This is a genomic window from Aeromonas sp. OTU364, assembly GCF_038440395.1.
GTDB lineage: Bacteria > Pseudomonadota > Gammaproteobacteria > Enterobacterales > Aeromonadaceae > Aeromonas.
Genome location: NZ_JASATR010000021.1, coordinates 34,520 through 59,499 on the forward strand (window position 1 = coordinate 34,520; position 24,980 = coordinate 59,499).

The following is a 24,980-nucleotide window of genomic DNA, read 5'->3' on the forward strand; positions in this document are numbered from 1 at the left end:
CATAACGGCTCAGGGGGTGTTGGCAAGAGATAATTTGGGCAGGAAGCAGGGTGAATAAAGTGTCAGGGAAAATTTTTTTGGCCTCATTTCGATTATGAGACGAGGATCACGATTTTTTCAGGAAACGGCCAAAAAGTTGGCCAGCAACTGGTGCCCCTGCTCGCTCAAAATACTCTCCGGATGGAACTGAACCCCCTCCAGCGCCAGTGTTTTATGCCGCAGCCCCATGATCTCGTCCATGGACCCATCGGCGTGTTCGCTCCAGGCGGTCACCTCGAAACAGTCGGGCAGGGTTTCGCGCTCCACGATGAGGGAATGGTAGCGGGTGACCCGCAGCGGATCCTTGAGCCCCTTGAACACCCCCTCCCCCCGGTGGCGGATGAGGGAGGTCTTGCCATGCATCACCTGACGGGCACGGACCACATGGGCGCCGAACGCCTGGGCCAGGGACTGGTGGCCGAGGCATACCCCAAGAATGGGTATCTCACCGGCAAAACGGGAGATAGCCGCCAGCGAGATGCCCGCCTCGTTCGGCGTGCAGGGACCGGGAGAGATCACCAGATGGCTTGGGGCAAGCCGGGCTATCTCTTCCAGGCTGAGCTCGTCGTTGCGCCTGACCACCACCTCCTGCCCCAGGGCGCCGAAATATTGCACCAGGTTCCAGGTAAAGGAGTCGTAGTTGTCGATGAGTAACAGCATGCAAAAGCCCTGAGAATGAGGTCGAGGCGGTGATCGGACAGCCCATTGTGGCTATCTACGGACAAACGCCGCGCATTCTGGCATGTCTGCCTGGGTTAATAAACCGCTGAGGGGCTGTCGCACGGGTATGGAGACGGCCTCTTTACTACAAGATTAACTGTCTGCCATCTCGAGGAGATAACCCCATGGCGCTGGTCAACCCATACCTTCAGCGGGAAAGCAGGCGAGAGCAGGCAGAAGACGCCGGATAGCCCATGACTGGGCAGGGGAAAAGGCGAGGCAAGGCGCAAGGGCCGAAAGCGGGGTGTGAAATGGCGGCCCATCGGCAGATGGGCAGAGCCCGGGAGCGCCTCAGCGATCCAGATAACGCCCCTGCTCCAGCTCGCGCTCGCGCTGGCATTCGGCCAGATAAATGGCGGCGGCGATGGCCGGGGTCTTGTGGTGCTTGTCGATGGCATTGGAGACCATCAGCTGCAGGGTGTTGAGGTTCTTGGCCTTGCGGAACTTTCGCAGCCAGTGGCCCTTGTCACTCAGTTCTTCAATCACTGTATTTGATTCGACAGACATGCTTTCTCTTGGGGCAAGCGCCCGCGTTTGACATTGGAAGAGGAGATGACGAACCAGGGGTCGGGCAAAACAAAGAAAGCCAGGCAAATACCCAGCTCTCTACAACTACACCTTCCCAGTATGTCAGGCTCGAGGAACGAAGCCGACAACATCATATACGCTGATCAGGGTTTTTTCAGCCCTTTCCCGCGCCTTTTGTGCGCCAGCCGCCAAAATTGCCTGCAGATGAGTCTCATCCTGACGCAGCTCGCGGAAGCGGGCCTGGATGGGCTCCAGCAGGGCGACCACGGCATCGGCCGTCTCGCTCTTGAGGTGGCCGTACATCTTGCCCTCGAAGTGCTGCTCGAGCTCGGGGATGGAGCGACCAGTCACCCCGGACATCAGGGTCAGCAGGTTGGAGACCCCCGGCTTGTTCTCGGGATCGAAGCGCACCACCGCCGGCTCGTCGGAGTCGGTCATCGCCCGCTTGATCTTCTTGACGATCTGCTTGGGATCTTCCAGCAGGCCGATGAAGTTCGCCTCGTTGTCGTCGGACTTGGACATCTTCTTGGTGGGATCCTGCAGGCTCATCACCCGGGCACCGTCGGTCGGGATGAAGGGCTCAGGCAGGGTGAACACCTCGCCGTAGAGGTTGTTGAACCGGGTGCAGATGTCGCGGGTCAGCTCCAGATGCTGCTTCTGGTCGTTGCCGACCGGCACCTGGTTGGCCTGATAGAGCAGGATGTCCGCCGCCATCAGCACCGGATAGCCGAACAGGCCGACGTTGACGTTGTTCTCGAAACGGGCGGACTTGTCCTTGAACTGGGTCATGCGCGACAGCTCGCCCATCTGGGTGTAGCAGTTCAGGATCCAGCCGAGCTCGGCGTGCTGGGGCACGTGGGACTGGATGAAGACGGTGCTCTTGGCCGGATCTATGCCGACCGCCAGATAGAGGGCGGCGGCATCCAGGCACGCCTTGCGCAGGGCGGCAGGCTCCTGGCGGGTGGTGATGGCGTGCAGATCGACGATGCAGTAGAGGCAGTCGAAGTCATCCTGCATGTTGACCCACTGACGCAAGGCTCCCATGTAGTTGCCTATGGTCAGCTGGCCCGAGGGTTGGGCCCCGCTCAATACGATTGGTTTAGCCATGAATGTGTTGATCCTTGTTATTCTGCCAACAGGGCATCGAGCTCTGAAAACTGCTCGCATACCCAGTCAGGGCGGGAATCTGCGATGGGACGGCCATAGTTGTAGCCGTAGGTGAGCCCCACCACCTTCATGCCGGCAGCCTGGGCGGCCAGCACATCATTTTCGGAGTCCCCCACCATCAGGGTGCGGGACGGGCTGACCCCAAGCTCGTGGCAGGCATGCAGCAGCGGATCCGGGCTCGGCTTCTTGACGGGCACGCAGTTGCCCCCCAGCCAGAGAGCGAAACAGTCGCCGATGCCGAGGGCATCCAGAATGGGCTGCACGAAGTGACTCGGCTTGTTGGTCACCACGGCCTGCCGGTAACCGAGCGCCTGCAGGCGACGCAGGCTCTGCTCCACCCCGTCATACATGGCCAGCCCTTGCAGCAGACAAGCCTGATAGTGCTGGTCGAACAGAGGGCGGGCCTTGGCAAACAGCTCGGGCGCCTCGCGGTAGTCCAGCGCACGCTGGATCAGCTTGTCGGCGCCATTGCCAACCCAGGTGCGCACCACGGCCTCGTCGGCCTCGGCCAGCCCCAGATCGGTCAGGGTGCGGTTGACCGCCAGCGCCAGTTGGGAGGCGCTGTCAATCAGGGTGCCATCCAGATCGAACAGCACCAGATCGAAGGGGCGTTCAACGGACATGAGCCAGCTCCGCCCGCATCTGGTCGATCACCGCCTTGTAATCCGGCTTGCCGAAGATGGCGGAGCCCGCCACGAACATGTCAGCCCCGGCGGCGGCGATCTCGCGGATGTTCTCCACCTTGACGCCACCGTCGATCTCGAGGCGAATGTCACGGCCGCTCTCGTCGATCAGGCGACGCACCTGACGCAGCTTGTCGAGGGTGCCGGGGATGAAGCTCTGACCACCAAAGCCCGGGTTGACCGACATCAGCAGGATCACGTCCAGCTTGTCCATCACGTACTCCAGGCAGGTGAGCGGCGTGGCCGGGTTCAGCACCAGACCGGCCTGGCAACCCTGCTCCTTGATGAGACCCAGGGTACGGTCCACGTGATCGGAGGCTTCCGGGTGGAAGGTGATCAGGTTGGCACCCGCCTTGGCAAAATCGGGCACGATGCGATCCACCGGCTTGACCATCAGGTGCACATCGATGGGGGCCTCGATGCCGTAGTCACGCAGGGCCTGGCAGACCATGGGGCCTATGGTCAGGTTGGGGACATAGTGGTTGTCCATCACGTCGAAGTGCACCACGTCGGCTCCGGCGGCCAGCACCTTGGCCACATCCTCGCCCAGACGGGCAAAGTCGGCGGAGAGGATAGAGGGGGCAATCAGAAAGTCTTTCATCAGCGTCATCCATTGGCAGCGTGGCAGAAAAAGCGGCGCAATTTTACCGCAAACGTGGAATGAAAACGACCCGCAAGTGCAGAAGACGCAAGCCGCGAGTCTCACCGCAAACACGGAATGAAAACGACCCGCGCTTGCCCGACCAGACAGGCGCAATGCCTGGGCAGAAACGACAACGGTCCCCGCAGGAACCGTTCATGACTCAACCGACAGAGACCAGCTCGGTCTCACCGGGGTAATGGCCCTGCTCGGGGGCTATGCCGGGCGGGTAGAGCGCCAGCAGCTCGGCCACCTTGTTGCGGCTGCCACCGTTGCGGCTGATGGTGCGCTTGACCAGGATCTCGTCCAGCCGGGCCCCGCGGTAAAGTTCCCGGGTCAGCTCGATGTCGTGGTTGCTGATGAGCACGGGCACCCCCTTGTGGGCGGCGGTATGACGGGCCAGCCTGGCCAGCAGGGCCTGATCATCCAGGGTGAAGCCGCCGGCCGAGTAGGTGGTGAAACTCGCCGTGGTGGAGAGCGGCGCGTAGGGGGGATCGCAGTAGATCACCCAGTCCTCCTCCGCCCTGGCCATGGCATCGGCATAACTCTCGCAGATGAAGGTGGCCTTCTGGGCCTTCTCGGCGAAGGCCCACAGCTCTTTCTCCGGGAAATAGGGCTTCTTGTACGAGCCGAACGGCACGTTGAAGCCGCCCTTCTTGTTGTAGCGGCACAGGCCGTTGAACCCGTGGCGATTCAGAAACAGGAACAGCTGAGCCCGTTCAAACCCGGCTTCGGTCTGGTTGAACTGGGTGCGCAGCCGATAATAGGCGGTCTTGTGGTTGTGCTCGGCCACAAACAGCTTGCGCGCCTCGCGGATGAAGTTGTCCGGCTGCCGCTTGAGGTGATTGTAGAGACCGATCAGATCCGGATTGATGTCGTTGAGCACATAGGCATCGTAATCCGTGTTGAGAAACACCGAGCCCGCTCCGACGAAGGGCTCCAGCAACACACGCCCGGCCGGCAAGCGCTCGGCAATCTCTTCGACCAGGGAGTATTTTCCCCCGGCCCATTTTAAAAACGCGCGTGTTTTTTTCATGGAAGTCCGGTGTTAAGAAGGCAATGCCCAAAAAAGGGGGACGATTCTACCCCCTTCCCGGGGCGACTGGCTATTGCTTCAATTCTTTTTGTATCTGGGCAAACGACTTGGGCCAGGGTTGTCCCTTGAGCAAGGCGGGGGAGAGCTTGCGGATCGCCGCCTTGGCCTGGGTGCTGTTGGCATAGTCGCCCTGCACCACCACGTACCAGGGGCTGCCACGGAAGCGGGTCTTGTAGACCCAGACCTTGCCCGCCAGCCCATGCTCGGCCACGAAGCTGTCGACCGCCTGGGTGTTGCTCGCCCCCATCAGCTGGATGCTGTAGTGGTTCCTCGCCTTCTTGTTGAGGGTCGCCACCGGCGTCAGGGCCACCTTGGGTGCCGGCGCCGCGGCGGGCGCAGTCGCGGCAGGAGTGGGCGTCGTCTTGGCAACGGACGCCGTGCTCTGTGCCTGTGCCGCCGCCCCGGTCGGAGCAGCACGGGAACTACCTCCGACCAGCTCGTCCACCACGGCCGTCGGCAGGGCACCGCTGACGTTGGGCTGTGTCATCAGTTTCTCAACCACTTCGTCGGAGATGACGACCCGGCGCCCCTCGTAATTGCTCGATTCCGTGGTGACCGTCTCGCTCTCGACCTTCTTGGGCAAGGTCTTGGCATCGGGCTGCCAATCCCGGGCGACCTGGTTGCCTGAGACGCTGGCATCGGTGCCACTGCTCGCCTGGCTCCCCTGGGCACCGCTCGCCGCGCCGACGCTCAGCGGATCGGTCGCGACGGGGTCGGGCAACGCCATCCCCTGGGTCGAGGTCTGGGGTTGTTCCTTGCCCGCCTCCTCGAACAGGGGGAGATAGCTCAGGGCCAGCAAACCGGCGGCCGCCAGGGCCAGCACGGTCGCAATCTTCTTGACGGGCAACTCGGCCTGACGTTTCTTGGGCCTTCTGTCGGTCATGACATCCTCCAATGACTGCATGATGGCGGACGGGTGTCCCCCCGCCCCCTTCAGGATCTCTTCCACTTTCGGCTTGGGCAAGAGGGCCGCCGGGATCTTCAGCTCCTTGGCCTTCTCATACAGGAAGATCCGTTGCTCAGGCGCGCTCAGTGGCGCGACTTCCAGCTCGAGCGCGGGCATGGCACGCCCCTTGAGGGCACTCTTCTGATCGCGACACCAGACGTCACTGCCCGAGAGCAGGATAGCCAGTTTATGGGGAGAGGCCAGGGTATCGTTGTGGCGACAGAGCGCCCACAGCTCCCCCACCAGTTCGGCGGGCAGGCTGTCGGCGCGCTCGATCATGAGCAGCAGGGTGGAAGACTTGCCTTCCAGCATGCGGAAGAAGCTGTCGGCCAACGCATCCTGCGCATTGAACAGGGGGCGCGCCACCACCTGCTGAAGCAGCAACTGGCGCACGTCAGCCATCTTCATGGCCGGGCTGCCGATGAGGCTCACCACCCGAACAGTCTCAGGCAGTTGGGCAAGCAGGGATTCACACAGGGTGCCACGGCCGCTGCCGGGCTTGCCCGAGAGAAAGATAAAGGGGTGATTGAACTCAATCAGATGCAGCAGCCGGTCAACCAGCTGCCGCTGGGAAGGCAATTTCAGCAATTTGTTATTGGTCACGACCAGACTCGATCACCGCCATCAACTGCGCATCCGTCACATCGGCCACTACCTGGGCCTGTCCGATCCCGATCGGCAACACCAGCCGCAGCTTGCCTTCCAGCACCTTCTTGTCACGGCGCATATGGCGAATGAAGGCGGCAAAATCCATCTCGGGCGGCGCCAGCACCGGCAGGTCCGCCGCCAGCAGCAGATCGCGGACTCGTGCAACCTCTTGCGCCGTCATGTCGCCACGGGCCAGGGCAGTCTCGGCCGCCAGCATCATGCCCGCCGCCACCGCCTCCCCATGGAGCCAGTTGCCATAGCCCTTCTCGGCCTCGATGGCATGGCCGAAAGTGTGACCCAGATTCAGCAGGGCGCGCACGCCATGCTCGGTCTCGTCCTGACCGACCACGTCGGCCTTGATTTCGCAGCAACGGCGAATGGCATAAGAAAGGGCATCGGCGTCAAGGCGTTGCAGCCGCGCCATGTTGACTTCGAGCCAGGAGAAGAAGGCCGCATCCCAGATGATGCCGTACTTGATCACCTCGGCCATGCCGGCGGCAAATTCCCGCGCAGGCAGGGTCTTGAGGCAATCGGTGTCGATGATCACATGCTTGGGCTGATAGAAGGCGCCCACCATGTTTTTGCCAAGAGGGTGGTTGACGGCGGTCTTGCCGCCGACGGAGGAGTCAACCTGGGAGAGCAGTGTGGTAGGCACCTGAATGAACGGAATGCCTCGTTGATAGCTTGCCGCAGCAAAGCCGACAACGTCGCCTATCACGCCGCCCCCCAGGGCGATGAGGGTGGTGTCACGACCATGACTGGTTTCCAGCAGAGCAGACATGATCCGCTCGAAGGTAGCCAGGGTCTTGTAGGCCTCGCCATCCGGCAGTATCAGGTGTTCAACCTGAAAACCGGGCAGCAACTGAATGATCTGCTCAAGATACAAGGGGGCGACGACAGTGTTGGTCACTATCATGACCCGCTTGCCCTTGATCGTCTGCGCCAGCACCTCGGGGCGTTGCAACAGACCAGCAGCTATCTCAATCGGGTAGCTGCGCTCACCCAGTTCGACCTTCAACCTTTCCATGGACGTCCTCTATTGATTACATGCCAATCAACTTAACGATTTGATTAGCTACAACTTTTGCACTTTGATCATCCGTCTGGATGACAAAGTCAGCGACTTCTTCATACAGGGCGTTGCGCTCGAGGGCCAGACGCTCCAGCACTTCGCGGGGCGGCTCTTCGGTTTGCAACAAGGGGCGACGCTTGTCTCTCTGGGTACGCGCCAGTTGCTTTTCAATGGTGGTTTCGAGGTAGACCACGATGCCGCGCGCAGAGAGTTTGTTGCGGGTTTCACGGCTCTTGATGGCGCCGCCGCCCGTTGCAAGCACGATACCCTGCTGCTCGGCGAGTTCACCGATCACCTTCTCTTCGCGGATCCGGAAACCCTCTTCGCCTTCAACATCGAACACCCAGCCGATATCGGCACCACTGCGGCGCTCAATCTCATGATCTGAGTCGAAAAACTCCATATGCAGTTGTTCTGCCAGATGTCTACCTATGGTGCTCTTGCCCGCACCCATGGGACCTATCAGGAAAATATTGCGTTTCTCAGCCATGTCTTTTCGTTAGTAATTACAAACTGTATGGCCCCGGTAACTACTCGACCGGGGTACCTATGAACCTTATCTTGCGATGGATCAGGAGGGGGATTATCTCAATAGAAACCAGGACTGGCAACCGCAGCCCTTACGCCCCAGCCTCATCGGGGCGTAAGGTTATATGTGTTTTACCCTCACATGTAAAGTTTTCAGAGGGCGTCGGTGACTATCCTCGGGGTCACGAAGATCAGCAGTTCACGCTTCTTGTTCTCGCTGGTGGTTTTCTTGAACAGGTAACCGAGACCGGGAATGTCCCCCAGCAGCGGCACCTTGCTGACGTCGCTCTTGATGGTCTGCTGATAGATGCCGCCCAGCACCAGGGTCTCGCCGTTGTTGACCAGCACCTGGGTGGTGATGGACTGGGCGTTGATGGAGACCGCATCCCCGGTACCGGTCGGGACGGTTTCCCCCTTGGTATCCTGGGTCACGGTCAAATCCAGGATGACCCTGTTGTCTGGGGTGATCTGTGGCGTGACCTTGAGACTCAGCACCGCCTTCTTGAAGGTGACCGAGGTCGCCCCGCTGGACGAGGACTCCACATAGGGGATCTCGGTCCCCTGCTCGATCAGGGCCGGCTTCTGGTTCGCCGTGGTGACGCGAGGACTCGCGATGATCTCGGCCTTGCTCTCCTTCTCCAGCGCCGACAGTTCAAGGTCGAGCAGAGTGCCATTGGCCAGACGGGCAACCTGGAAGGCCAGGGTGCCAGCGGCGTTGGTCACCGGCAGGTTGACGTTCAGCCTGTCTTCTATGCCGGGGCGCGTGATGGTGGAGCTGCCGTCATTATTACCGGCGCCATCATTGCCCTCTATGGTGCCCGAGGTGCCGTTGCCATGACCATCCGTCTTGGTCACCCCCCAACGCACCCCCAGAGCCTCGTCGAAGCCGTCGTCTATGGTCACCATGCGTGCCTCGATCACCACCTGCTTGACCGGGATATCGAGGATATCCAGCATCCGTTTGACGTTGCCGATGACATCCGCCGTATCCTTGACCACCAGCACGTTGGTGCGCTCATCCACGCTCACAGCCCCTCTGGGAGAGAGCAGCTTGGTACTCTCGGAGGAGAGCAGGGCCGCCACTTCGGATGCCTTGGCATAGTTGATCTGCAGATACTCGGTATAGAGCGGCGCGAGATCGGCCACCTGGTTGCGGCTCTCTAGCTGCTGTTTCTCTCGTGCGGCAATCTCGTCCGCCGGAGCCACCAGCAGGATATTGTTGTCCAGTCGCTTGTCGAGCCCTCTGACCTTGAGGATGATGTCGAGCGCCTGCTCCCAGGGCACGCCATCGAGGCGCAGGGTAATGTTGCCGGAGACGGAATCCGTGGTCACCAGGTTGAGGTTATTGAAGTCGGCGATGATCTGCAGCACGGTTCGAACAGGAATATCCTGGAAGTTCAGCGAGATTGGCTTGCCCTGATACTGTTTCGCTGTCGTGGTGGCGACCCGCTTTTTCACCTCTATGATGAACATCTTGTCAGCCTGGTCGTAGCGATAATCAAACTGGCCATTGACCGAGAGCTCAAACAGGGTGTCATTGCCCTGGCGGAACACCTCCACCTGGGAGACCGGGGTCGCAAAATCCTGCACATTGATAAGATTCAGCTGATCATCCGGGATCCGGGTACCGTGGAACTTGGCGAGCACCTTCTGGCCACGACTGCTCACATCCACCGCCGCCGAGCTGTTGTCCAGGGTCACGAGAAACTCCCCCTGCCCCTCCTTGCCACGGCGAAAATCCACCCCCTTGACCGAGTTGAAATAAGCACCGCCTGCATTCGCCTGCGAGACGGACAGCACGGGCTTGCTGGCCGCAGCGGGGGTGGGAGCCGCCACGGGAGAGGAGACAGCCGCGGGCTGGTACTGAGACTGGTTCTGGGCAACCCGCTGGGTATCAATCAGTGCAGACTGGGTCGCAGGCTGACTCCTGACAAGGGCCGACGGACTGGCAGCAGGGGAGCTCGTCGTCGCAGCCACCGGCTGGCCGGCCTTCTCTCCCAATGACACCAGCAATTTGTTGCCCTGTTGATGGACCTGATAGGGGGTCAGTTGATCGAGCGCTATCTTGATATCCAGCCCCTCTCCCTTGCCCTCCACCTTGAGGTTGTCCACCCCCTGCTGCTTGATGGGCAGCGGATTGACCGTCAGCGCCCCTATGGCGCCTGGCACGTGCAGCAGGAGCTGATTGGGTTCATAAGACAGTCTGTCGGTAAATCCGCTCACTGGCTCGCTGAAGCTCAGCTCCAGCAGGAGTTGATCGGCCAGCAGCGGATTCACCTTGACCTCCTGCAACGCCGGCACCGCCCACACCTGAGTGCATGCGCCCAGCCACAGCAGCGCCACACCCCTCATCCTTCTTATTGTTCTCATCTCTGCTCATCCCTGATCATAGTTTTGCGTCGAGATTGGCCATGGCCAGCTGAGTTTCTCGGGTGACCCAGCATCCTTTGCCATCCGGTACCGTTTCCATCAAGTCAACATGAGTATTCGTTATCTTGATGACTCTCCCCTGATCCAGTCCCATGTACTGATTGAGCCCCACACGCACGGCTTGCCCGTCCGGGGTCCTGATCAGTGCCCACAACTGTCCCTGCTTGCCGATGGACCCCTTCATGCTCAGACTGGCCAGCGAGTAACGCTCCAGCACCTCCTTCTCCCGACTGGCCACTATCTGGGCGCAGTCCGGCTTGGTCTTGGCATCCACCCTGGAGCTGGTCTCCGGTTGTGGTTCAATGAAGGGACTGCGCTGATCACTGTGCTGATAGGCCATGGGGGAGAATGGTTTTATCTCCGGCAAGGGCTCGATCGGGGTGGGTTTCCTCGCCTTGGTCTGTTGTACGTACTCGTCCATGTCCTCCTGCCCGCCACAGGCCGTCAACAACAGCACCGGCAAGAGGAGTCCGATCACTCTCATGCTCATGGCTTCTGCTCCAGGGTTTTACCGTTGTACTTGTAGGTCTTGGCCTGCATGGACATGCCTATCAACTCGTCCTGACCCGGTCCTTGATTGAGCTGAAACGACTCCAGGATCACGATCCGCGGCAACGCGGCCATGTCTGCCGTGAACTTGCCGAGCTCGTGATAGGTACCCACCACCTCGATGCGCATGGGCAGTTCGGTCGAGAACTCGTGTTTGACTTCTGCCTCCCAGTTGATCCTGTTCAATTTGAGCCCGTTGTCGGTGGCGATAAAGCTGATGTCATCCAGCAGCCCAGCCACTTCATGGGTGTTGGGCAACTGCTTGAGCTGGGTATCCACCAGATGCTCCAGTTGCACCATCTGCTTCCTGTACGCCTCCAGATTGGCAGCCAGCATGGCCTTGCTCTCGAATTGGGCCTTCAGCTCCTGCTCTTTAGCGGCTTCCTGACGCAAGGCCGTCAGGGAGTTGGCAATCACATAGTAGTAAATGGCGCCGCCCAGCAGGGCGCAGCAGAACAGGATGAAGATCCCCTTGGCGACTTTCGGCCAGCGCGCGATGTCATTGAGATCCAGGTCATTGAGCTGTTGCAGGTTCATTTTTGCCCCTTAGTCGCGACCGGAGCGACGCCGGCAATCTGGAACATCATGGAGAACTGGCTGAGGGCCACGGGCGCCACGTCTGCCGAGAAGATGGTGCTGAGCTGAGACTGCCCCAACCAGCCAGACCCATCGATGCGCCTCATCATGCTGGCAACCCGGCCATAGGCTTCTGCCTTGCCGTTGACATCGATTCTGTTGGCCTGCAAGGCCAGGGTATTGAGATAGACCCCATTGGGCACCAGCACGGGTAGCTGGTTGAACAGGCGTACCGGTATGTTGCGCCTTGTCTGCAACTGCTCGATAAGCTGCATCCGATCGATCAGCTCCTTGCGGCGCTCCTTGAGCAGCCGGATCTCGCCGAGCTGGGTATCGAGCGTGGCCATCTCCTGCTGCAGACGCTGGTTGCGCTGCTGCTGAGACCCGATCTGCTGCTGCACCAACCAGTCGACGGCAAAGGCAAGAGAGGCGGTGGCCGCCAGAAAAAGGCCGATCATGATGCCAAACTGCTTCTTCTGGCGCTGGGCCCTGGCCAGCCGCCAGGGCAGGAGGTTTATATTTGACATGGTGTGAAGCTCCGCAGTGCCAGACCGAATGCCGCCATGTATTTGGCTCCATGGATGAGGCCGCCTTCCCCCTTCGGCTTGCCAAACAAGGCGAAGGGGTCGGGATGCAGCACTTCACAGTTGAGCTCGCTGCCTATCTGCCCGACTAGACCAGGCAGCAGGCTGCCCCCTCCCGTCAGCACCAGTTTTGACAGCTCCTTGTTGCCAGACGAGCTGCAAAATAGCTGCACATTGCGCTTTACCTGCAACACCAGGGTGCTGAGATGAGGCAACAACACATCCACCTCATGGTCGGCAGGCAAGCGACCCTGTACCTTGGCAAGCTCCGCCTCGTCCAGGCTCATGCTGTAAAAAGAGGCCAGGGCCTGGCTGTATTGATCGCCACCGAAATTCTGCAGGCGGGAGTAGACGACCTCCCCCCTGAGCAGGGCGGCAAAGGTCATGGCACTGGCGCCTATGTCGACGATACCGACCGGCTTGTCCCAGGTCTTCAGCTCGGGAAAACAGGCCAGCACGGCACGCCCCAGCGCATGGGCCCCCACGTCCACCACCATGGTCTTCATGCCGGCTTCCATCAGCGCACTGACCCGGCCGTTGACGCTCTCGGTACGCGCCGCGCTCAGCAGCACCTCCTGGCGGCTCTCGTCGGCCGTCAGACCGAGGATCTCGAAATCCAGGCTGACCTCATCGAGGGGGAAGGGAATGAGCTGTTCTGCCTCCAGGTGAACCTGGTTCTCCAGCTCGTTCTCGTTGATGTTGGCATCAACCTGAATGACCTTGGTGATGACATTGGAGCCCGTCACGGCCGTGGCCACGAGCTGACAGTCCCCTTGAATGAGCCGCTTGAGCGACTTGAGGGACTGGCTGACCCGTTCAATGTCCTGCAGTTGATAATCGACCAGGGTGCCCTTGGGCATGGTTATCTCGGCAACCGATTCGAGATGCACCTTGCCAGGACGTCCGCTGAGGGTGACGGCCTTGATGGTTTGACTGCCAAAATCAATGCCCGCCAAGGAGAGGAGGGATCCCTTACTTAGTAGCCCAAACATATACACATCCATGCGTTATTGGGTTTTAGGACTTATTGTAGGACAGCGCATCACGACGTGATGACTTAACTCAATATAATGCTCTATCTATCAATGTCATAAAGTTTATGTCAAAAGTTGACGCTCCTCTCCTTTCGGCCTTGAATGCGGCCCCCTTGGTAATTGCGTCCTGGAATGCTACCCTCCCGCCTCTTCTCGAGGTCGATGTCCCCGGACAGGAAAACCTCGAATCCGCGAGGGTAAAAAGGCTATACTCTGCGCCCGTTGGCTAATTTTAAGACGATTGGTAGTTCTTCCATGCTGAAATGGCTCGTTCGCCTGTTTATTGTCATGATGCTGGGTGCAGTGCTGGGTGTTGCCAGCCTCATCGGCATCTACTTCTACATCAAGCCCCAGTTGCCGGATGTGAGCGCCCTGCGCGATGTCAAACTGGCCACCCCGATGAAGGTGTACAGCCGGGATGGGGAGTTGATCTCCCAATTTGGCGAAATTCGTCGTATCCCGTTGCGGCTGGATGAAATTCCCCAGTCCATGATAGATGCCGTGCTTGCCACCGAAGATGCCCGCTTCTATGAGCACCCGGGCATAGACCCCATCGGCATCATCCGGGCCGCCACCGTCTGGGCCGTCTCCGGCCAGGCCCGCCAGGGCGCCAGTACCATCACCCAGCAGGTTGCGCGCAACTTCTTCCTGAGCAACGAGAAGACCCTGGTGCGCAAGATAAAGGAAGTCTTCCTGGCCTGGCGCATCGAGCAGAATCTCTCCAAGGACGAGATCCTCACCCTTTATCTCAACAAGATCCCCCTGGGTTACCGGGCATTCGGGGTCGGCGCCGCCGCCCAGGTCTACTTCGGCAAAGACGTCAAGGATCTGACCCTGGACGAGATCGCCATCATCGCCGGGTTGCCGAAAGCCCCCTCCATGCTGAACCCCATACGTTCGCCTGAGCGTGCCTTTGCGCGCCGCAACGTGGTGCTGGGTCGCATGCTGGAGACCGGCAAGATCACCCAGGCCCAGTTTGACGAGGCCTCCAAGATGCCGGTCAAGGCCCGTTACCACGGTGCCGAAACGACTCTCAACGCCCCTTACCTGAGCGAGATGGTGCGCCAGAAGATGGTGGAGCAGTTTGGCGAAGATGCCTACACCATGGGGCTGCACGTCTACACCACTGTCACCGCCAAGCGTCAGCGTGCCGCTCACCAGGCGCTGCTGGATGGCGTTTTCGACTATGACACCCGCCACGGCTATCGCGGCCCGACCGCCCTGCTGTGGAAGGCCGGGGAAACGGCCTGGGACTACGACCAGATCATGGCCCACCTGGCCAAGCAACCGACCTACCAGCCGCTGATGGCCGCCGTGGTCACCAAGGTCAGCGACAAGAGCGCTACTCTGGTGCTGAAGAATGGCAAGCAGGCCGAACTCGGCTGGAACGGCATCAAGTGGGCCCGAACCTTCATCACCGACGATCGCCAGACCTATCCCCCTAAATCGGCACGGGACGTGCTGAAGGTCGGCGCCCAGATCTGGGTGCGGGAGAAAGGGGAAGAGCTGCTGCTCTCCCAGATCCCCGACGTCAACGCCGCCCTGGTCGCCATGAACCCGCAGGACGGTGCCATCGAGGCCCTGGTCGGCGGCTTCAGCTTCGAGATCTCCAAGTTCAACCGGGTCGATCAGGCTCGCCGTCAGGTCGGCTCCAACATCAAGCCCTTCCTCTATGCCACCGCGCTGGAGCAGGGCTATACCCTGGCGTCCCTCATCAACGACGCCCCGATCAACCAGTGGGATCCCGCCAAGGGCCCCATGTGGCAGCCCAAGAACTCGCCGGCCATCTATGAGGGCCCGACCACCTTGCGCCTTGGCCTCGCCAAGTCCAAGAACGTGATGTCGGTCCGGCTGATGCGCGCCATCGGGCTGGATACCTATATCGATGGCCTGACCCGCTTCGGCTTCGCCCGCGAGCACATCTCGGCCAACGAATCCCTGGCCCTGGGGGCCGCCGAGTTCACCCCGCTGGAAGTGGTGCGCGGTTACTCGGTGCTGGCCAATGGCGGCTTCCAGGTGACGCCTTACTTCATCACCGAAGTGACCGACAGCTTTGGCACCCCCCTGTATCAGGCCAATCCGGCCGCCGCCTGCCGCGACTGCGGTGTGCTGGCCGCCGCCGGGCTCGACAGCGCCGATGCCTACGCCAATACCGTCCCTGACTGGAAGGCCCAGTGTCCGATTGACCCTGTCGTGCCCAACAACATGGCCCCCCAGACCATCAGTGCCCAGAGCGCCTTCCTGATCACCGACACCCTGACCACCGCCATCTGGGGTGGCAATGGCTGGCGTGGTACCGGCTGGCGTGCGGCCCGTGACCTCAAGCGTCACGACATCTCGGGCAAGACGGGGACCACCAACGAATCGAGGGATGCCTGGTTCTCCGGTTACACCCCGAATCTGGTGGCCACCTCCTGGATAGGTTTTGACAACCACCAGCGCGGTCTCGGCCGGGCCGAATTCGGTGGCGGCGCCGCCCAGCCCATCTGGATCGACTTCATGAAGACGGCTCTGCAGCAAGTGCCCGAGCGCAAGATGCCAGTTCCCGAAGGGATCATGCAGGTACGCATCGATCGGGAGACCGGTCTGCTGACCAACCGCACCGATGGCGCCAGCATGGAGGAGTTCTTCAAGGAGGGGACTGAACCGACCCGCTATGCGAGCCAGCTCTCCGATGGCAATCAGGTCTACGGCGGCGATGGCTCCAGCAGCGATGGCCCCGTCTCCACCGACGACATCTTCTAAGCTGCCCGTTGAGGCAAAAAAAACCGGCGCCCTGGCGCCGGTTTTTTTATCTGCCCTCAGCCGAGCAGCCCCTTCATCAGGGCCGAGATGCGGGAGGCCAGTTCATTGAAACAGGGGCGACGCACCGAGTAGTGGCGATAGAGCAGGGAGATGGTGCGCCCCGGCACCGGGTCTATCACCGGACGATAGCTGACGCCTCCCTCCTCGGCGTTGGCGGGCACCGCCAGCCTGGGCACCAGCGTCATGCCGCTGCCGGCCGCCACCATGTTGCGCAGGGTCTCGAGACTGGTGCCCTTGAAGCGCTGATCCTCGCCGATGCCGGCGGCAAAACAGAAGCCCATCGCCTGATCCCGCAGGCAGTGACCGTCGGCCAGCATCAGCAATTTCTTGCCCTTGAGATTGTGCAGGGGCACCGCCTTGGCGCTCGCCTCCGGGTGATGCTGGGGCACCGCCAGCCACATGGGCTCCTGATAGAGAGGGATGGAACCAAAACCGTCCATGCCCTCCAGCTCGGCGAGCACCAGACAATCCAGCTCCCCCTCCTCCAGCCGCTTGAGCAGCACCTGGGTCTGTTCTTCGTAGAGATAGAACTCCAGCTTGGGGAAGTGTTCCCGCAGATCCTGAATGATGTGGGGCAAGAGATAGGGACCCACGGTGGGAATGAAGCCGATGTGGATCTCGCCTGACATGGGCTCGGCGAAGTGCTGGCCTATGCTCTTGAGCTCGCGCACCTCTTTGAGCACCTTGCGGGCCTGCCGGGCCATGGCATCGCCGGCCGGGGTAAACAACACCTTGCGGGAGGTGCGCTCGATCAGGATCACCCCCAGCTCATCTTCCAGCTTGCGCAGCTGGCCGCTCAGGGTCGGCTGGCTGACGAAGCAGCGCTCCGCCGCCTTGCGAAAATGTTTCTCCTCTTCCAGCGCTACCAGGTACTCGAGATCGCGAAGGTTCATAGGTACTGCATCCTGCCAATCAAAGAGGCCGTTAGCATGCCCAAGAACGGTGCGGGGGACAAGGGAAGCCCGAAACGGGGAGTGCTCTCCCCTGCCCCGCTCACCCGACATGCCCATTGCCGTGACCCTGAGGGCCGATGCGGCAAACCCGGGCATAGCCCGGATCAGGCCGCCATCAGGGCGGCGAGACGGCTCGCGAAGGCTTGCGGCTCACCCAAGAATGAGGAGACGGGCAGCGGGATGAGGCTTCCCCCCCGCATCAGCCCGAGCGTCGGGAACCCCTGCCCGCCAAGCCGACGCAGCCAGCCCTGGCTTTGGGCCAGATGCCCGGCGAGATCCACCTGACCAAAGGCCAGGGCGAACGCCTCCGGCGCGATCCCCTGCTCCTGCGCCAGCCGCGCGAGATGGGCCTGGTCGCCGACCCACTGACCGTCAAGGTAATGGGACTGCTGAATGCGATGCAGCAGGCTCAAACCATCACCACCCAGCTCGGTGACCGCCAGTATGGCCCGGATGGGGGGCTCTGAGTCGAGCAGGAGGCCGTCCCTGAGCAGGAGCTCGTTGAAGTAGCGCTCACCGAAAGGCTGGCCGGTCAGGGCCTGGATCCGCTCGTCATGGGGGCGGACATGGTCCCGCAGGGACTGGCCCATGGGCTGGCGGCGCGGGCCCAGCCAGAGGCCGCCCGCATGCAGCGCGATCTGCAAATCCGGGATCCCGGCTGCGGCCTCGAGCAGGGGGGCGGCGCCATAGCACCAGCCACAGAGGGGGTCATAGACATAATGGAGGGTAGTTTGTTGTTCGCTCATCGTCATTCTCGCTTCAATCTTGGATAAAAAACCGGGCCCTCGGGCCCGGTAAAAACACAGGGAAAGGGACTCAGGCCATTACCACTTCATCTCGCCCATGTTGACCTTGGCACCTATGGCCAGGCCATCGTCCACCGGCAGGGACGGGAACGCCTTCTTCAGGCCGTCGATCAGCTGATCGCTGTTCTTGGCGGAGGCCAACGCCTGCTCGAAGCGCTGGACGTAGTCACGGGTAAAGGTCACGGCGGCAGTGCCTTTGGGCGCGGTGCCCAGGAAGTGGCCCGGTACCACGCGCTCGGGTTTCAAGGCCAGCAGGTTGTCCAGCGCCTTGACCCAGTTGCTGCGGGCCGCCTTGGTCTGGCTGTCCGCCATCCAGACATGCACCCCGCTGTATACCGGCACGCCGCCAAACGCCGTCTTGATGGAGGGAGCCCAGAGGTAGGCATTCGGGGTGTTCATCTCCTTGATTTCTATCTTCTCGCCATCCAGGGTCAGGTGGGAGGCAGTCATCACCTGCGGCACGGTCAGACTCTTCGGTGCGCCCTTGCCCAGGATCGGGCTCCAGTAGCTCAGCTTGGCATCCTTGGTCTGGTTGATATGGTCAACCACATGCTGGTCGGCCAGCACTTTGACATCCGGGAACGTCGCCATGACGGGCTCCAGACCGAAGTAGAAGTCGGGGTCACCGGCACTGATATAAACAGTGGTCAGCTTCTTGCCGCTCTGCTTGATCATCTCGACCAGCGCCTGGCCATTTTGCACGTCAAACTGGGCATCGATCAGGATCGCCTCCTTGTCACCGGTCACCAGTGAGGAGGAGACCGGGAAGATCGCCTTCTCGCCAGGGTTGTAGACGGTCACATTCAGGGGAGCGGCCAGCGCGGCACCACTCAACAGGGTGGTGGCCAGAGTCAGGTTGCGGACCAGGGTGTTGTTCATCATCTATTCCTCATTAAGTATTCGGGGTTCATGTGATGGACACAGTGTATTGGATCTCCTAATGTGCAAATACAGCATAAAAAGCGCATAACTGTTGCACATATCGAACATATAGAGGCACTGAGCATGGACCGACTGACCGCATTGCGGGTCTTCGTCTGCGTGGTCGAACAGGGCAGCCTGAGCGGCGCCGGAGAGAAACTGGAAATGTCCCGCGCCATGGTCTCGCGCTATCTGGCCGAGCTGGAGCGCTGGATGGGGGCCAGACTGCTGCACCGCACCACCCGTCGGCTGAGCCTGACCGGACCGGGGGAAGAGGCACTGAACCGGGCCAGGGCCATGCTGGCGCTGGGGGAAGAGATGGAGCATCTGGCCATCCGCAGTGACGAGGCCCCCAAGGGGCAACTGCGCATCACCAGCAGCTACTCTCTCTCGGAAGCCCTGCTGGTCAAGGTGGCGGACGACTACCTGGCTCGCTACCCCGGTACGGCCATCGACATCCTGCTGCTGGACAGAACCGTCAACCTGGTGGAGGAGCGGATCGATCTCGCGGTGCGCATCACCAACGATCTGGATCCCAACCTGGTGGCGCGCCGCCTCGGCACCTGCCACTCCGTCGTCTGCGCCAGCCCCGCCTATCTGGCCCGCCATGCGCCTTTGCAGCAGGTGCAGGATCTGGCCCTGCATAACTGCCTCACCTACACCTATTTCGGCAAGAGCCTGTGGGAATTTCAGGGGCCCGGGGGCCCGGAGTCCGTGCCGGTGAGCGGCAACCTCAGCGCCAACATCTCCAACCTGCTGCTGGCGGCGACCCTGGATGGGGCGGGGATCAGCCTGCAACCCCGTTACTCGGTGCAGGCCCACCTGGAGAGCGGCGCCCTGGTGCCTCTGCTGACCCAGTGGCAGCCCAAGCAGCTCGGCGTCTATGCCGTCTATGGCACCCGCAAGCAGATGTCCCCCCTGCTGCGCAGCTTCCTCGACTTCCTGATCGCGCACATGGCGGACGATCCCCTGTGGCAGGCCCGCTGAGGGCCCATGAAAAAGGGGCCTGTCGGCCCCTGTCATCCTGTGTCGGCTTATGCCTCGAAGCCAAACGCCTTGACCGGCGACTCGCCGTCGTCGGCAGCTTCCTCGTCCACATAGATGTCGCGATAGGCGGCGTAGATGGAGTAGTTGATGGCCGGCAACACCACCAGCAGACCCACCAGCATCAAAAGCGCGCCAAAGAAAATCAGCACGGCCCCCAGCAGCCCCCACCAGAGGAAGGGCCACATGTTGCACAGACAGCCCTTGAAGCTGAGCCTGGCCGCCTGCCAGGCCCCCACGCCGTGGAAGAAGATGAGGGCAGGAGCGAAGGTGATGGCCATCAGCACGGGCACCAGCAAGGCCAGCCCCAGCAACAGGCAGAGCAGGAACCCCTGCGCCTGTTCGGGCGTCAGGGTCAGGGTCTCCGGATCCTGGGAGAGCAGGCCGGTCAGGCCCCACTGATGCAGCATGAAGGCACAGATGAGCAGTATCCCCATGAACAGGGCGAGCACCATCAGTCCCCCCAGCATCAGCGGGGTCAGCCGGTGACGAAAACCGGCGAAGAAGTCGGCGAACTGCAGGGGGTGGCCCTCATGACCCCGGCGGGCCACCGCCACCCAGCCGGCGCCCCACACCATGTAGAGCAGCTGGGAGATGAAGCCCCCTGCCGGCAGCTGTTCCAGCAACATGCCCACCAGGAACCAGATCACTATCATGGCCACGCTGGCGCCCATGCCCCTGTTGAAGATGTCGAACCCGGTGCGGATCCAGATCCAGCCCTGCCCTATGGTGTGGCGTCTGGGTTCGCGGCGCAGGGCGCTGTCACTGTTCATCATTGACCTCGTCGAAAATAGGGGCAGATAACCCTGTCATCAGGGCACGCTCACCGTGACCATGATGGTGCCCGTGTAAGCACCGGTGCGCACCACCTGACCCGGCAACCGGGTCGGATACAGCCTCACCTGATATTGGGTGTTGTGGCTGGCCGCCGAGTAGGGTACCGCGATGGCAGTATCAAATGGAATAGGGGTCAGCGTATCCTGCTCGACCATGCCCACCCCGACCCCGGCCAGGCTAGTGGTGATGAAGCGATTCTGGCTGCTGAGCGCCCCCCCGAAGCTGTACTGCAGCGGCACCAGGTAGTCACTCGGGACCTGGCTGCAGGTCACGCTCACATTGACGCTGCGCGGGGCATAGCCCCTGGGGATCTCCCCCTCGACGAAGGCACTCTGCGCCACGGCGCCAAGATCGATGGGAATACTGGTGCCGGCGGGGAACTGGCAGGTCGGCGTCGAGGTGACGCTGATGTTCATCGCCAGGGTGCTGAAGGCATTGACCGGGCTGGTGTCCGGCGCACTGGCGCGGCGCACGAAGAGATGGGCGACGGTGCCGCTGAAGGTCTGGGTACCCGTGACCCCCTTGAGCAGTTTCAGGGTATAGCGGCCGCCGTTAACATCAATCCCGCCCAAGGCCAGATTCAACACGTTGCCGATGCAGACGGCCAGCAACCCGCTGCTGGTCGCGTTGAAAGGTATAGTCCGATAATTCCCTGCCGCATTGAACTCGACCTTGAGGCCGAAATAGGGGTTGAGCTTGATGAGTGTCCCCAGAGGATCGGAGACGGTGGGCAGACTGGTGGTGCCCTGGTAATAGACGGTCACCAGCAGCCCCACCGAGATGCCGGTGCAATCACAGGTGGCCGTGCCCGTGGTCGAGAAGGAGGTGGGAGCGTTGGTCCCCCCGGGCTGATAGAGACCGCTATCGGCGGTGATGGCGCCGGTCGCCACGAAGGGACTGGTGCACTGGCCATTGACGGCCCGTGCTTCGTCCGCCCACAAGCTCCCCAGCAACAGCAGCGCCGCCACCAGCAAGGAAGGCAGGCCCAGGTTGCCGACGCCGTCACTCATCCCGCTCTCCTCCATGCCTGCCCAGGACAAATTCCTGCTCATGATAATTGCCATCGTCGTCTATCCAGCGCAGCCGCCCGCGGGCCCCCGTCGGCACGGCTTCCGCCATGGGAAGCGACAGGGAACCATAAGGCGGCAGCACCCCGCCCTCGCGCCAGGCGAGGTGCGGTGCGCGCAGCAGCACCTCGCTCAGGCTGATGTGAAAGGGGCCAGGATTGCTGACCCTAAGTCCGCCCCCCGCCAGCCCCTGCCAGCCAAGCCGGCTCACCGCGTCGGCCGGGGAACCCGCCAGGCCGGACGGCCGGTAGAACAGCTTGATGCGGGTGCGATACGCCAGTTGCACGCTCCCCTGCGAGGCCTGCGCCTTGGGGGGCAGTCCGAGGACATTGAGCCAGAACAGGGACTCCCTGTCTTGGGGAAGCCCGCTCAGATCCGCTCCCAGGATGCGCAGCACCTGCCCCTTCTGCGACCCCAGCCGCATCATGGGCGGCACCACCAGAAAGGGGGTCGAGACATCGGCCGGTCCCTGCTGCTCATTGCCGCCATCGATCCAGGCCTGCAGCAGGCTGGGCTCGCTACCGTCGTTGCGCACCATCAGGCTGGCCTCAGAGCCCCCCTCATAGATCACCCGGGTACGCATCAGGTTCAGGGCGGCCTCGCTGCTTGAGCACCACAGCAGGGAGCCCAACGCCAGCCATGACAGCATGGCGTATCCTTCCAGGGCCCGGCGCCAGCCATGGCAATCAAGAGGGTCTCTCATGAACTTGCTCCCGAAGCGAGACAGCGGGCGGCAACCTGCTGATAGGGCACGGCAGGATCCGGCCGAGGGACCCGATAATCGAGCCGGCACCGTTCATCCCCCTCCCTGCCCCACTGGACATGGAGGGTCCCCTGCTCGCCACGCACGAAGATGAGCCCCCCCTGACCGACCACGGCCACGGCATCGCCGCGGCCATCGACCACCTCGGCCCCAAAGGGCGGCGCACTGCCATCCTGGCGCACGGCCTTGAGCAGCAAGGGCTGGCCGACATGGGTCTCGTATGCCAGCTTGACGATGGCCCCCCGGCGCGGGGCGACCATCTGGGCGCTGCCATCTATCTCCACATCCAGCGGCAGGCCGCTGGGATCCAGGCCTATGATGTTGGTGCGATAGGGGTTGAGCCCGGCCAGCACGGCATAGCCATCCCCGTCCACCTCGCTGCCGATCCCGTGGCTGACCCTGGCCCCCTGGGCTCCCTTGGCTTCCACCAGCGCCATCGTCTCCCCTTGCGTCTGCCCCAGCACCCAGCCCTCCTCATGGACCAACAGGGTTCCCTTGGCCGAGGCCACGTACTGGGCGTAACCCTCCCCCTGGCTGGTACTCAACCCCAGCTGGGTGGCCGCCGTCTGATACTGCAGGTTGGCGCCATAGCTCAGGGCCGAGCTGCCACTCACCCGACTCTGATTGCCATAGACACCGTAATAGAAGCGTCCGTCCCGGGTCCCTCCGTTGAGATCCAGTCTGGCGCTGGCGCCCTGGCCTTCCTGATAGGAGAGGGTGCTGCCAAGACGCGGCGATCCCAGCTTGTCCCCGATGGGGATGCTGAGGCTCAGCACGTATTGATCCCCCACCCCCTCGTCCAGGGAGTGGCTGGCCGACAGGGTCAGGCTGCCCCAGTCAAACCCCCGGTTGTAGCCGAGCTGGAAGCTGCTGCTCTCCCCCTGGCCCCCCCAGTAGTCGCGGCGAATGCCGTTGAAATAGAGATCCCCCCACTCCCCCACCGGCTGGTTGATGTTGAGCTGGAAGCGATTGCGCTCCCGCTGCAACCGGTCCAGCGCCTGGACCTGTATCGCCGCCACGTCGTTGAGGTCGAGATAGCCTTCGCTGGAGAAGCGATAGGCGGCCAGGGTGAAATAGGTCTGGGTCCTCTCCATCTGCTTGCTGTAGGTGAGGCGATAGCTCTGACCGGCGAGGGAATCGGGCACGTTCGCGCTGGCGGGCAACGCCCGTGCCCAGGAGCCGGTCACATCCAGGGCCAGGGCGCCGTAGTCCGAGCCCATGGCCACGCCCCCCAGCAGGGCACCGTAATCCTCGGCGGCTATGGTTCCGCCATACAGGGTCAGGGCATCCGAGAAGCCGCGCCTGTAGGTGCCTTGCAGAAAATCCGGACCATCGGGGCCCGCATCATTGCGATAGCGTCCCAGGGTCAGGCTGAAGCGGGAGGTGTCGTCTCGCAACATCTGCACCACGGAGGAGAACGGCAGGGTGAAGCTGCGCTCGCTGCCATCCGCCTCCGTGATGGTCACATCCAGATCACCGGCAAAGCTGGTGGCGTAGAGATCGTCGATGGCAAAGGCGCCGGGGGCGACCTGGGTTTCATAGATGAGGGCGCTGCCCTGCCGTATGGTGACCCTGGCATTGCTCTGGGCCACCCCGCGCACCACGGGGGCAAAACCCCGCTCGAAATCCGGCAGCATGGCGTCGTCGCTGGCGAGCTGCACGCCGGTGAAGGGCACGCTGTCGAAGCTGTCGCCCGGGGTGAAGTACTCCCCCAGGGTCAGCTGGGCTTTGCGGGAGGTGACATCCCGCTGCGCATAGCTGTTGAGAGGCTGATAGCCGCCCCCCTGATTGCCCTGCCAGGAGCCGTTGTGGCGCAGGCGCCAGGCGCCGAGGTTGATGCCGGTGTTGAAGTTGACGCTGCTGCTCAATGGCTTCCCTGTGCTCCCCTGCTCGCTGTAATAGAGGTTGGCGTTATAGCCGACGAAGGCCGCATTGATCCCCTGCACCCACTGCTCAGGCCCCACATAGTCCCGCCTGGCCTGACCGAGATAAGCCTGGGGCAGGCTGAGTGCCCCGCTCAGACTGGCCAGATCGAAGGTGAAGCTGGCGCCGGGCACCAGGGCCCCCACCTCGATGCAGTCGCTCCGAAGTTGCTGCTGCACCGCCCCCTGGTCGGGCAGCTTGTCGACCAAGAGCCCCCACTGGGTCAGCTGATCCGGATGAAAGCAGAACAGAGGCGTCCCGGGGTCCTGCCCCGCTCTCACCTCCACCTGCTGGCTTATCCTCTCCTTGCCATTGATGGTGATGTCGAGCTGATAGCGCCCGGGGGGGATGAAGTCGGCACGGGAGAAGCGGGCCAGGTCGATGTTGACCCCCAGGCTGTCGAGCAGGCGGCTGTCAAACTCGATGTCAGCGGGTGGGCTGATCGCTTGTCCGGCCAGCTCCTCCCCCATGGCAAGGGCGCCCCAGAGCAACAGGGAGATACCGCAGGCGGCGTGCCAGAGGACGGTGGCATGAAGGCAGCAAGAGAGGGGCATTCTGGCTGTCACGGCAAACCTCCCCCTCAGCGCCGGCCTGTGCACCGGGAGCGCCGACCCCAGGGTC

At 62.0% G+C, this 24,980-nt stretch carries 23 protein-coding genes; 2 read left to right on the plus strand and 21 right to left on the minus strand.

Annotated features, from left to right (window positions below):
• Positions 1 to 117 precede the first annotated feature (117 nt).
• From AAHB08_RS18065 to tapM, 14 genes are all read right to left on the minus strand, one after another.
• Positions 118 to 699, minus strand: coding sequence for an aminodeoxychorismate synthase component II (locus AAHB08_RS18065; RefSeq protein ID WP_342059687.1), 582 nt, complete (start codon positions 697 to 699; stop codon positions 118 to 120).
• 351 nt (positions 700 to 1,050) lie between these two features.
• Entirely contained in the window at positions 1,051 to 1,266 is a 216-nt protein-coding gene (locus AAHB08_RS18070) for a hypothetical protein (RefSeq protein WP_106887541.1), read from the minus strand.
• A 123-nt stretch (positions 1,267 to 1,389) separates the two neighbouring features.
• Positions 1,390 to 2,394 carry a tryptophan--tRNA ligase gene (gene trpS, locus AAHB08_RS18075; RefSeq protein ID WP_025326158.1) on the minus strand — a complete coding sequence of 335 codons (1,005 nt, stop codon included), beginning with the start codon at positions 2,392 to 2,394 and terminating at the stop codon, positions 1,390 to 1,392.
• Between the two features lie 17 nt (positions 2,395 to 2,411).
• Positions 2,412 to 3,077 (minus strand): phosphoglycolate phosphatase, encoded by a 666-nt coding sequence (locus AAHB08_RS18080; RefSeq protein WP_342059688.1) that lies wholly within the window; start codon positions 3,075 to 3,077, stop codon positions 2,412 to 2,414.
• Positions 3,067 to 3,738: a ribulose-phosphate 3-epimerase gene (rpe, locus tag AAHB08_RS18085; protein ID WP_041205203.1), complete on the minus strand. Its 672-nt coding sequence runs from the start codon at positions 3,736 to 3,738 to the stop codon at positions 3,067 to 3,069. The genes AAHB08_RS18080 and rpe overlap by 11 nt, the downstream gene beginning before the upstream one ends.
• A gap of 202 nt (positions 3,739 to 3,940) precedes the next feature.
• On the minus strand, positions 3,941 to 4,813 hold the full coding sequence (locus AAHB08_RS18090) for a Dam family site-specific DNA-(adenine-N6)-methyltransferase (RefSeq protein WP_342059689.1): 873 nt from the start codon (positions 4,811 to 4,813) through the stop codon (positions 3,941 to 3,943).
• Between the two features lie 70 nt (positions 4,814 to 4,883).
• Positions 4,884 to 6,422, minus strand: coding sequence for an SPOR domain-containing protein (locus AAHB08_RS18095; RefSeq protein WP_342059690.1), 1,539 nt, complete (start codon positions 6,420 to 6,422; stop codon positions 4,884 to 4,886).
• The gene (gene aroB / locus AAHB08_RS18100; protein ID WP_202046466.1) at positions 6,412 to 7,494 is read right to left on the minus strand and encodes a 3-dehydroquinate synthase; all 1,083 of its coding nucleotides are present in this window, start codon (positions 7,492 to 7,494) and stop codon (positions 6,412 to 6,414) included. Before aroB ends, AAHB08_RS18095 begins: the two co-directional genes overlap by 11 nt.
• 16 nt (positions 7,495 to 7,510) lie before the next feature.
• Positions 7,511 to 8,029 carry a shikimate kinase AroK gene (gene aroK / locus AAHB08_RS18105; protein WP_005329951.1) on the minus strand — a complete coding sequence of 173 codons (519 nt, stop codon included), beginning with the start codon at positions 8,027 to 8,029 and terminating at the stop codon, positions 7,511 to 7,513.
• A gap of 191 nt (positions 8,030 to 8,220) precedes the next feature.
• The gene (locus tag AAHB08_RS18110; protein ID WP_446699544.1) at positions 8,221 to 10,419 is read right to left on the minus strand and encodes a type IV pilus secretin PilQ; all 2,199 of its coding nucleotides are present in this window, start codon (positions 10,417 to 10,419) and stop codon (positions 8,221 to 8,223) included.
• Between the two features lie 34 nt (positions 10,420 to 10,453).
• Positions 10,454 to 10,981, minus strand: a complete 528-nt coding sequence (locus tag AAHB08_RS18115; RefSeq protein ID WP_202046674.1) for a pilus assembly protein PilP — start codon at positions 10,979 to 10,981, stop codon at positions 10,454 to 10,456.
• A gap of 2 nt (positions 10,982 to 10,983) precedes the next feature.
• Entirely contained in the window at positions 10,984 to 11,583 is a 600-nt protein-coding gene (gene tapO / locus AAHB08_RS18120; RefSeq protein ID WP_139435696.1) for a PilO family type IV pilus biogenesis protein TapO, read from the minus strand.
• Positions 11,580 to 12,149: a PilN family type IV pilus biogenesis protein TapN gene (gene tapN / locus AAHB08_RS18125; RefSeq protein WP_202046468.1), complete on the minus strand. Its 570-nt coding sequence runs from the start codon at positions 12,147 to 12,149 to the stop codon at positions 11,580 to 11,582. Before tapN ends, tapO begins: the two co-directional genes overlap by 4 nt.
• Positions 12,137 to 13,198 (minus strand): PilM family type IVa pilus assembly protein TapM, encoded by a 1,062-nt coding sequence (gene tapM, locus AAHB08_RS18130; RefSeq protein ID WP_342059692.1) that lies wholly within the window; start codon positions 13,196 to 13,198, stop codon positions 12,137 to 12,139. The genes tapN and tapM overlap by 13 nt, the downstream gene beginning before the upstream one ends.
• A 297-nt stretch (positions 13,199 to 13,495) precedes the next feature.
• Here tapM and AAHB08_RS18135 point away from each other — a divergent pair, with 297 nt between their 5' ends.
• Positions 13,496 to 15,985 (plus strand): penicillin-binding protein 1A, encoded by a 2,490-nt coding sequence (locus tag AAHB08_RS18135; RefSeq protein WP_342059693.1) that lies wholly within the window; start codon positions 13,496 to 13,498, stop codon positions 15,983 to 15,985.
• A 56-nt stretch (positions 15,986 to 16,041) separates the two neighbouring features.
• Here AAHB08_RS18135 and oxyR read toward each other — a convergent pair whose 3' ends face one another.
• The 3 genes from oxyR to AAHB08_RS18150 all read right to left on the minus strand — a co-directional run bounded on the left by oxyR (position 16,042) and on the right by AAHB08_RS18150 (position 18,683).
• Positions 16,042 to 16,938 carry a DNA-binding transcriptional regulator OxyR gene (oxyR, locus tag AAHB08_RS18140; RefSeq protein WP_342059694.1) on the minus strand — a complete coding sequence of 299 codons (897 nt, stop codon included), beginning with the start codon at positions 16,936 to 16,938 and terminating at the stop codon, positions 16,042 to 16,044.
• Between the two features lie 164 nt (positions 16,939 to 17,102).
• Entirely contained in the window at positions 17,103 to 17,750 is a 648-nt protein-coding gene (locus AAHB08_RS18145; RefSeq protein ID WP_342059695.1) for a DsbA family protein, read from the minus strand.
• Positions 17,751 to 17,822: 72 nt separating this feature from the next.
• A complete protein-coding gene (locus AAHB08_RS18150) occupies positions 17,823 to 18,683 on the minus strand; it encodes a Vmh family MBL fold metallo-hydrolase (RefSeq protein WP_342059696.1) in 861 nt (286 codons plus the stop codon).
• A 126-nt stretch (positions 18,684 to 18,809) separates the two neighbouring features.
• Between AAHB08_RS18150 and AAHB08_RS18155 the strand changes: the two genes are divergently transcribed.
• On the plus strand, positions 18,810 to 19,712 hold the full coding sequence (locus AAHB08_RS18155; RefSeq protein WP_342059697.1) for a LysR family transcriptional regulator: 903 nt from the start codon (positions 18,810 to 18,812) through the stop codon (positions 19,710 to 19,712).
• Between the two features lie 47 nt (positions 19,713 to 19,759).
• On the opposite strand, the gene AAHB08_RS18160 is transcribed toward AAHB08_RS18155, so the two are convergent.
• The 4 genes from AAHB08_RS18160 to AAHB08_RS18175 are packed head-to-tail and all read right to left on the minus strand — an operon-like array spanning position 19,760 to position 24,925.
• Complete coding sequence (locus AAHB08_RS18160; RefSeq protein ID WP_139435716.1) at positions 19,760 to 20,542, minus strand: BPSS1780 family membrane protein; 783 nt, start codon at positions 20,540 to 20,542, stop codon at positions 19,760 to 19,762.
• 39 nt (positions 20,543 to 20,581) lie between these two features.
• The gene (locus AAHB08_RS18165; protein WP_342059698.1) at positions 20,582 to 21,616 is read right to left on the minus strand and encodes a fimbrial protein; all 1,035 of its coding nucleotides are present in this window, start codon (positions 21,614 to 21,616) and stop codon (positions 20,582 to 20,584) included.
• Positions 21,609 to 22,376, minus strand: a complete 768-nt coding sequence (locus tag AAHB08_RS18170; protein WP_342059699.1) for a fimbrial biogenesis chaperone — start codon at positions 22,374 to 22,376, stop codon at positions 21,609 to 21,611. Before AAHB08_RS18170 ends, AAHB08_RS18165 begins: the two co-directional genes overlap by 8 nt.
• Positions 22,373 to 24,925 carry a fimbria/pilus outer membrane usher protein gene (locus tag AAHB08_RS18175; RefSeq protein WP_342059700.1) on the minus strand — a complete coding sequence of 851 codons (2,553 nt, stop codon included), beginning with the start codon at positions 24,923 to 24,925 and terminating at the stop codon, positions 22,373 to 22,375. Before AAHB08_RS18175 ends, AAHB08_RS18170 begins: the two co-directional genes overlap by 4 nt.
• Between the last annotated feature and the right edge of the window lie 55 nt (positions 24,926 to 24,980).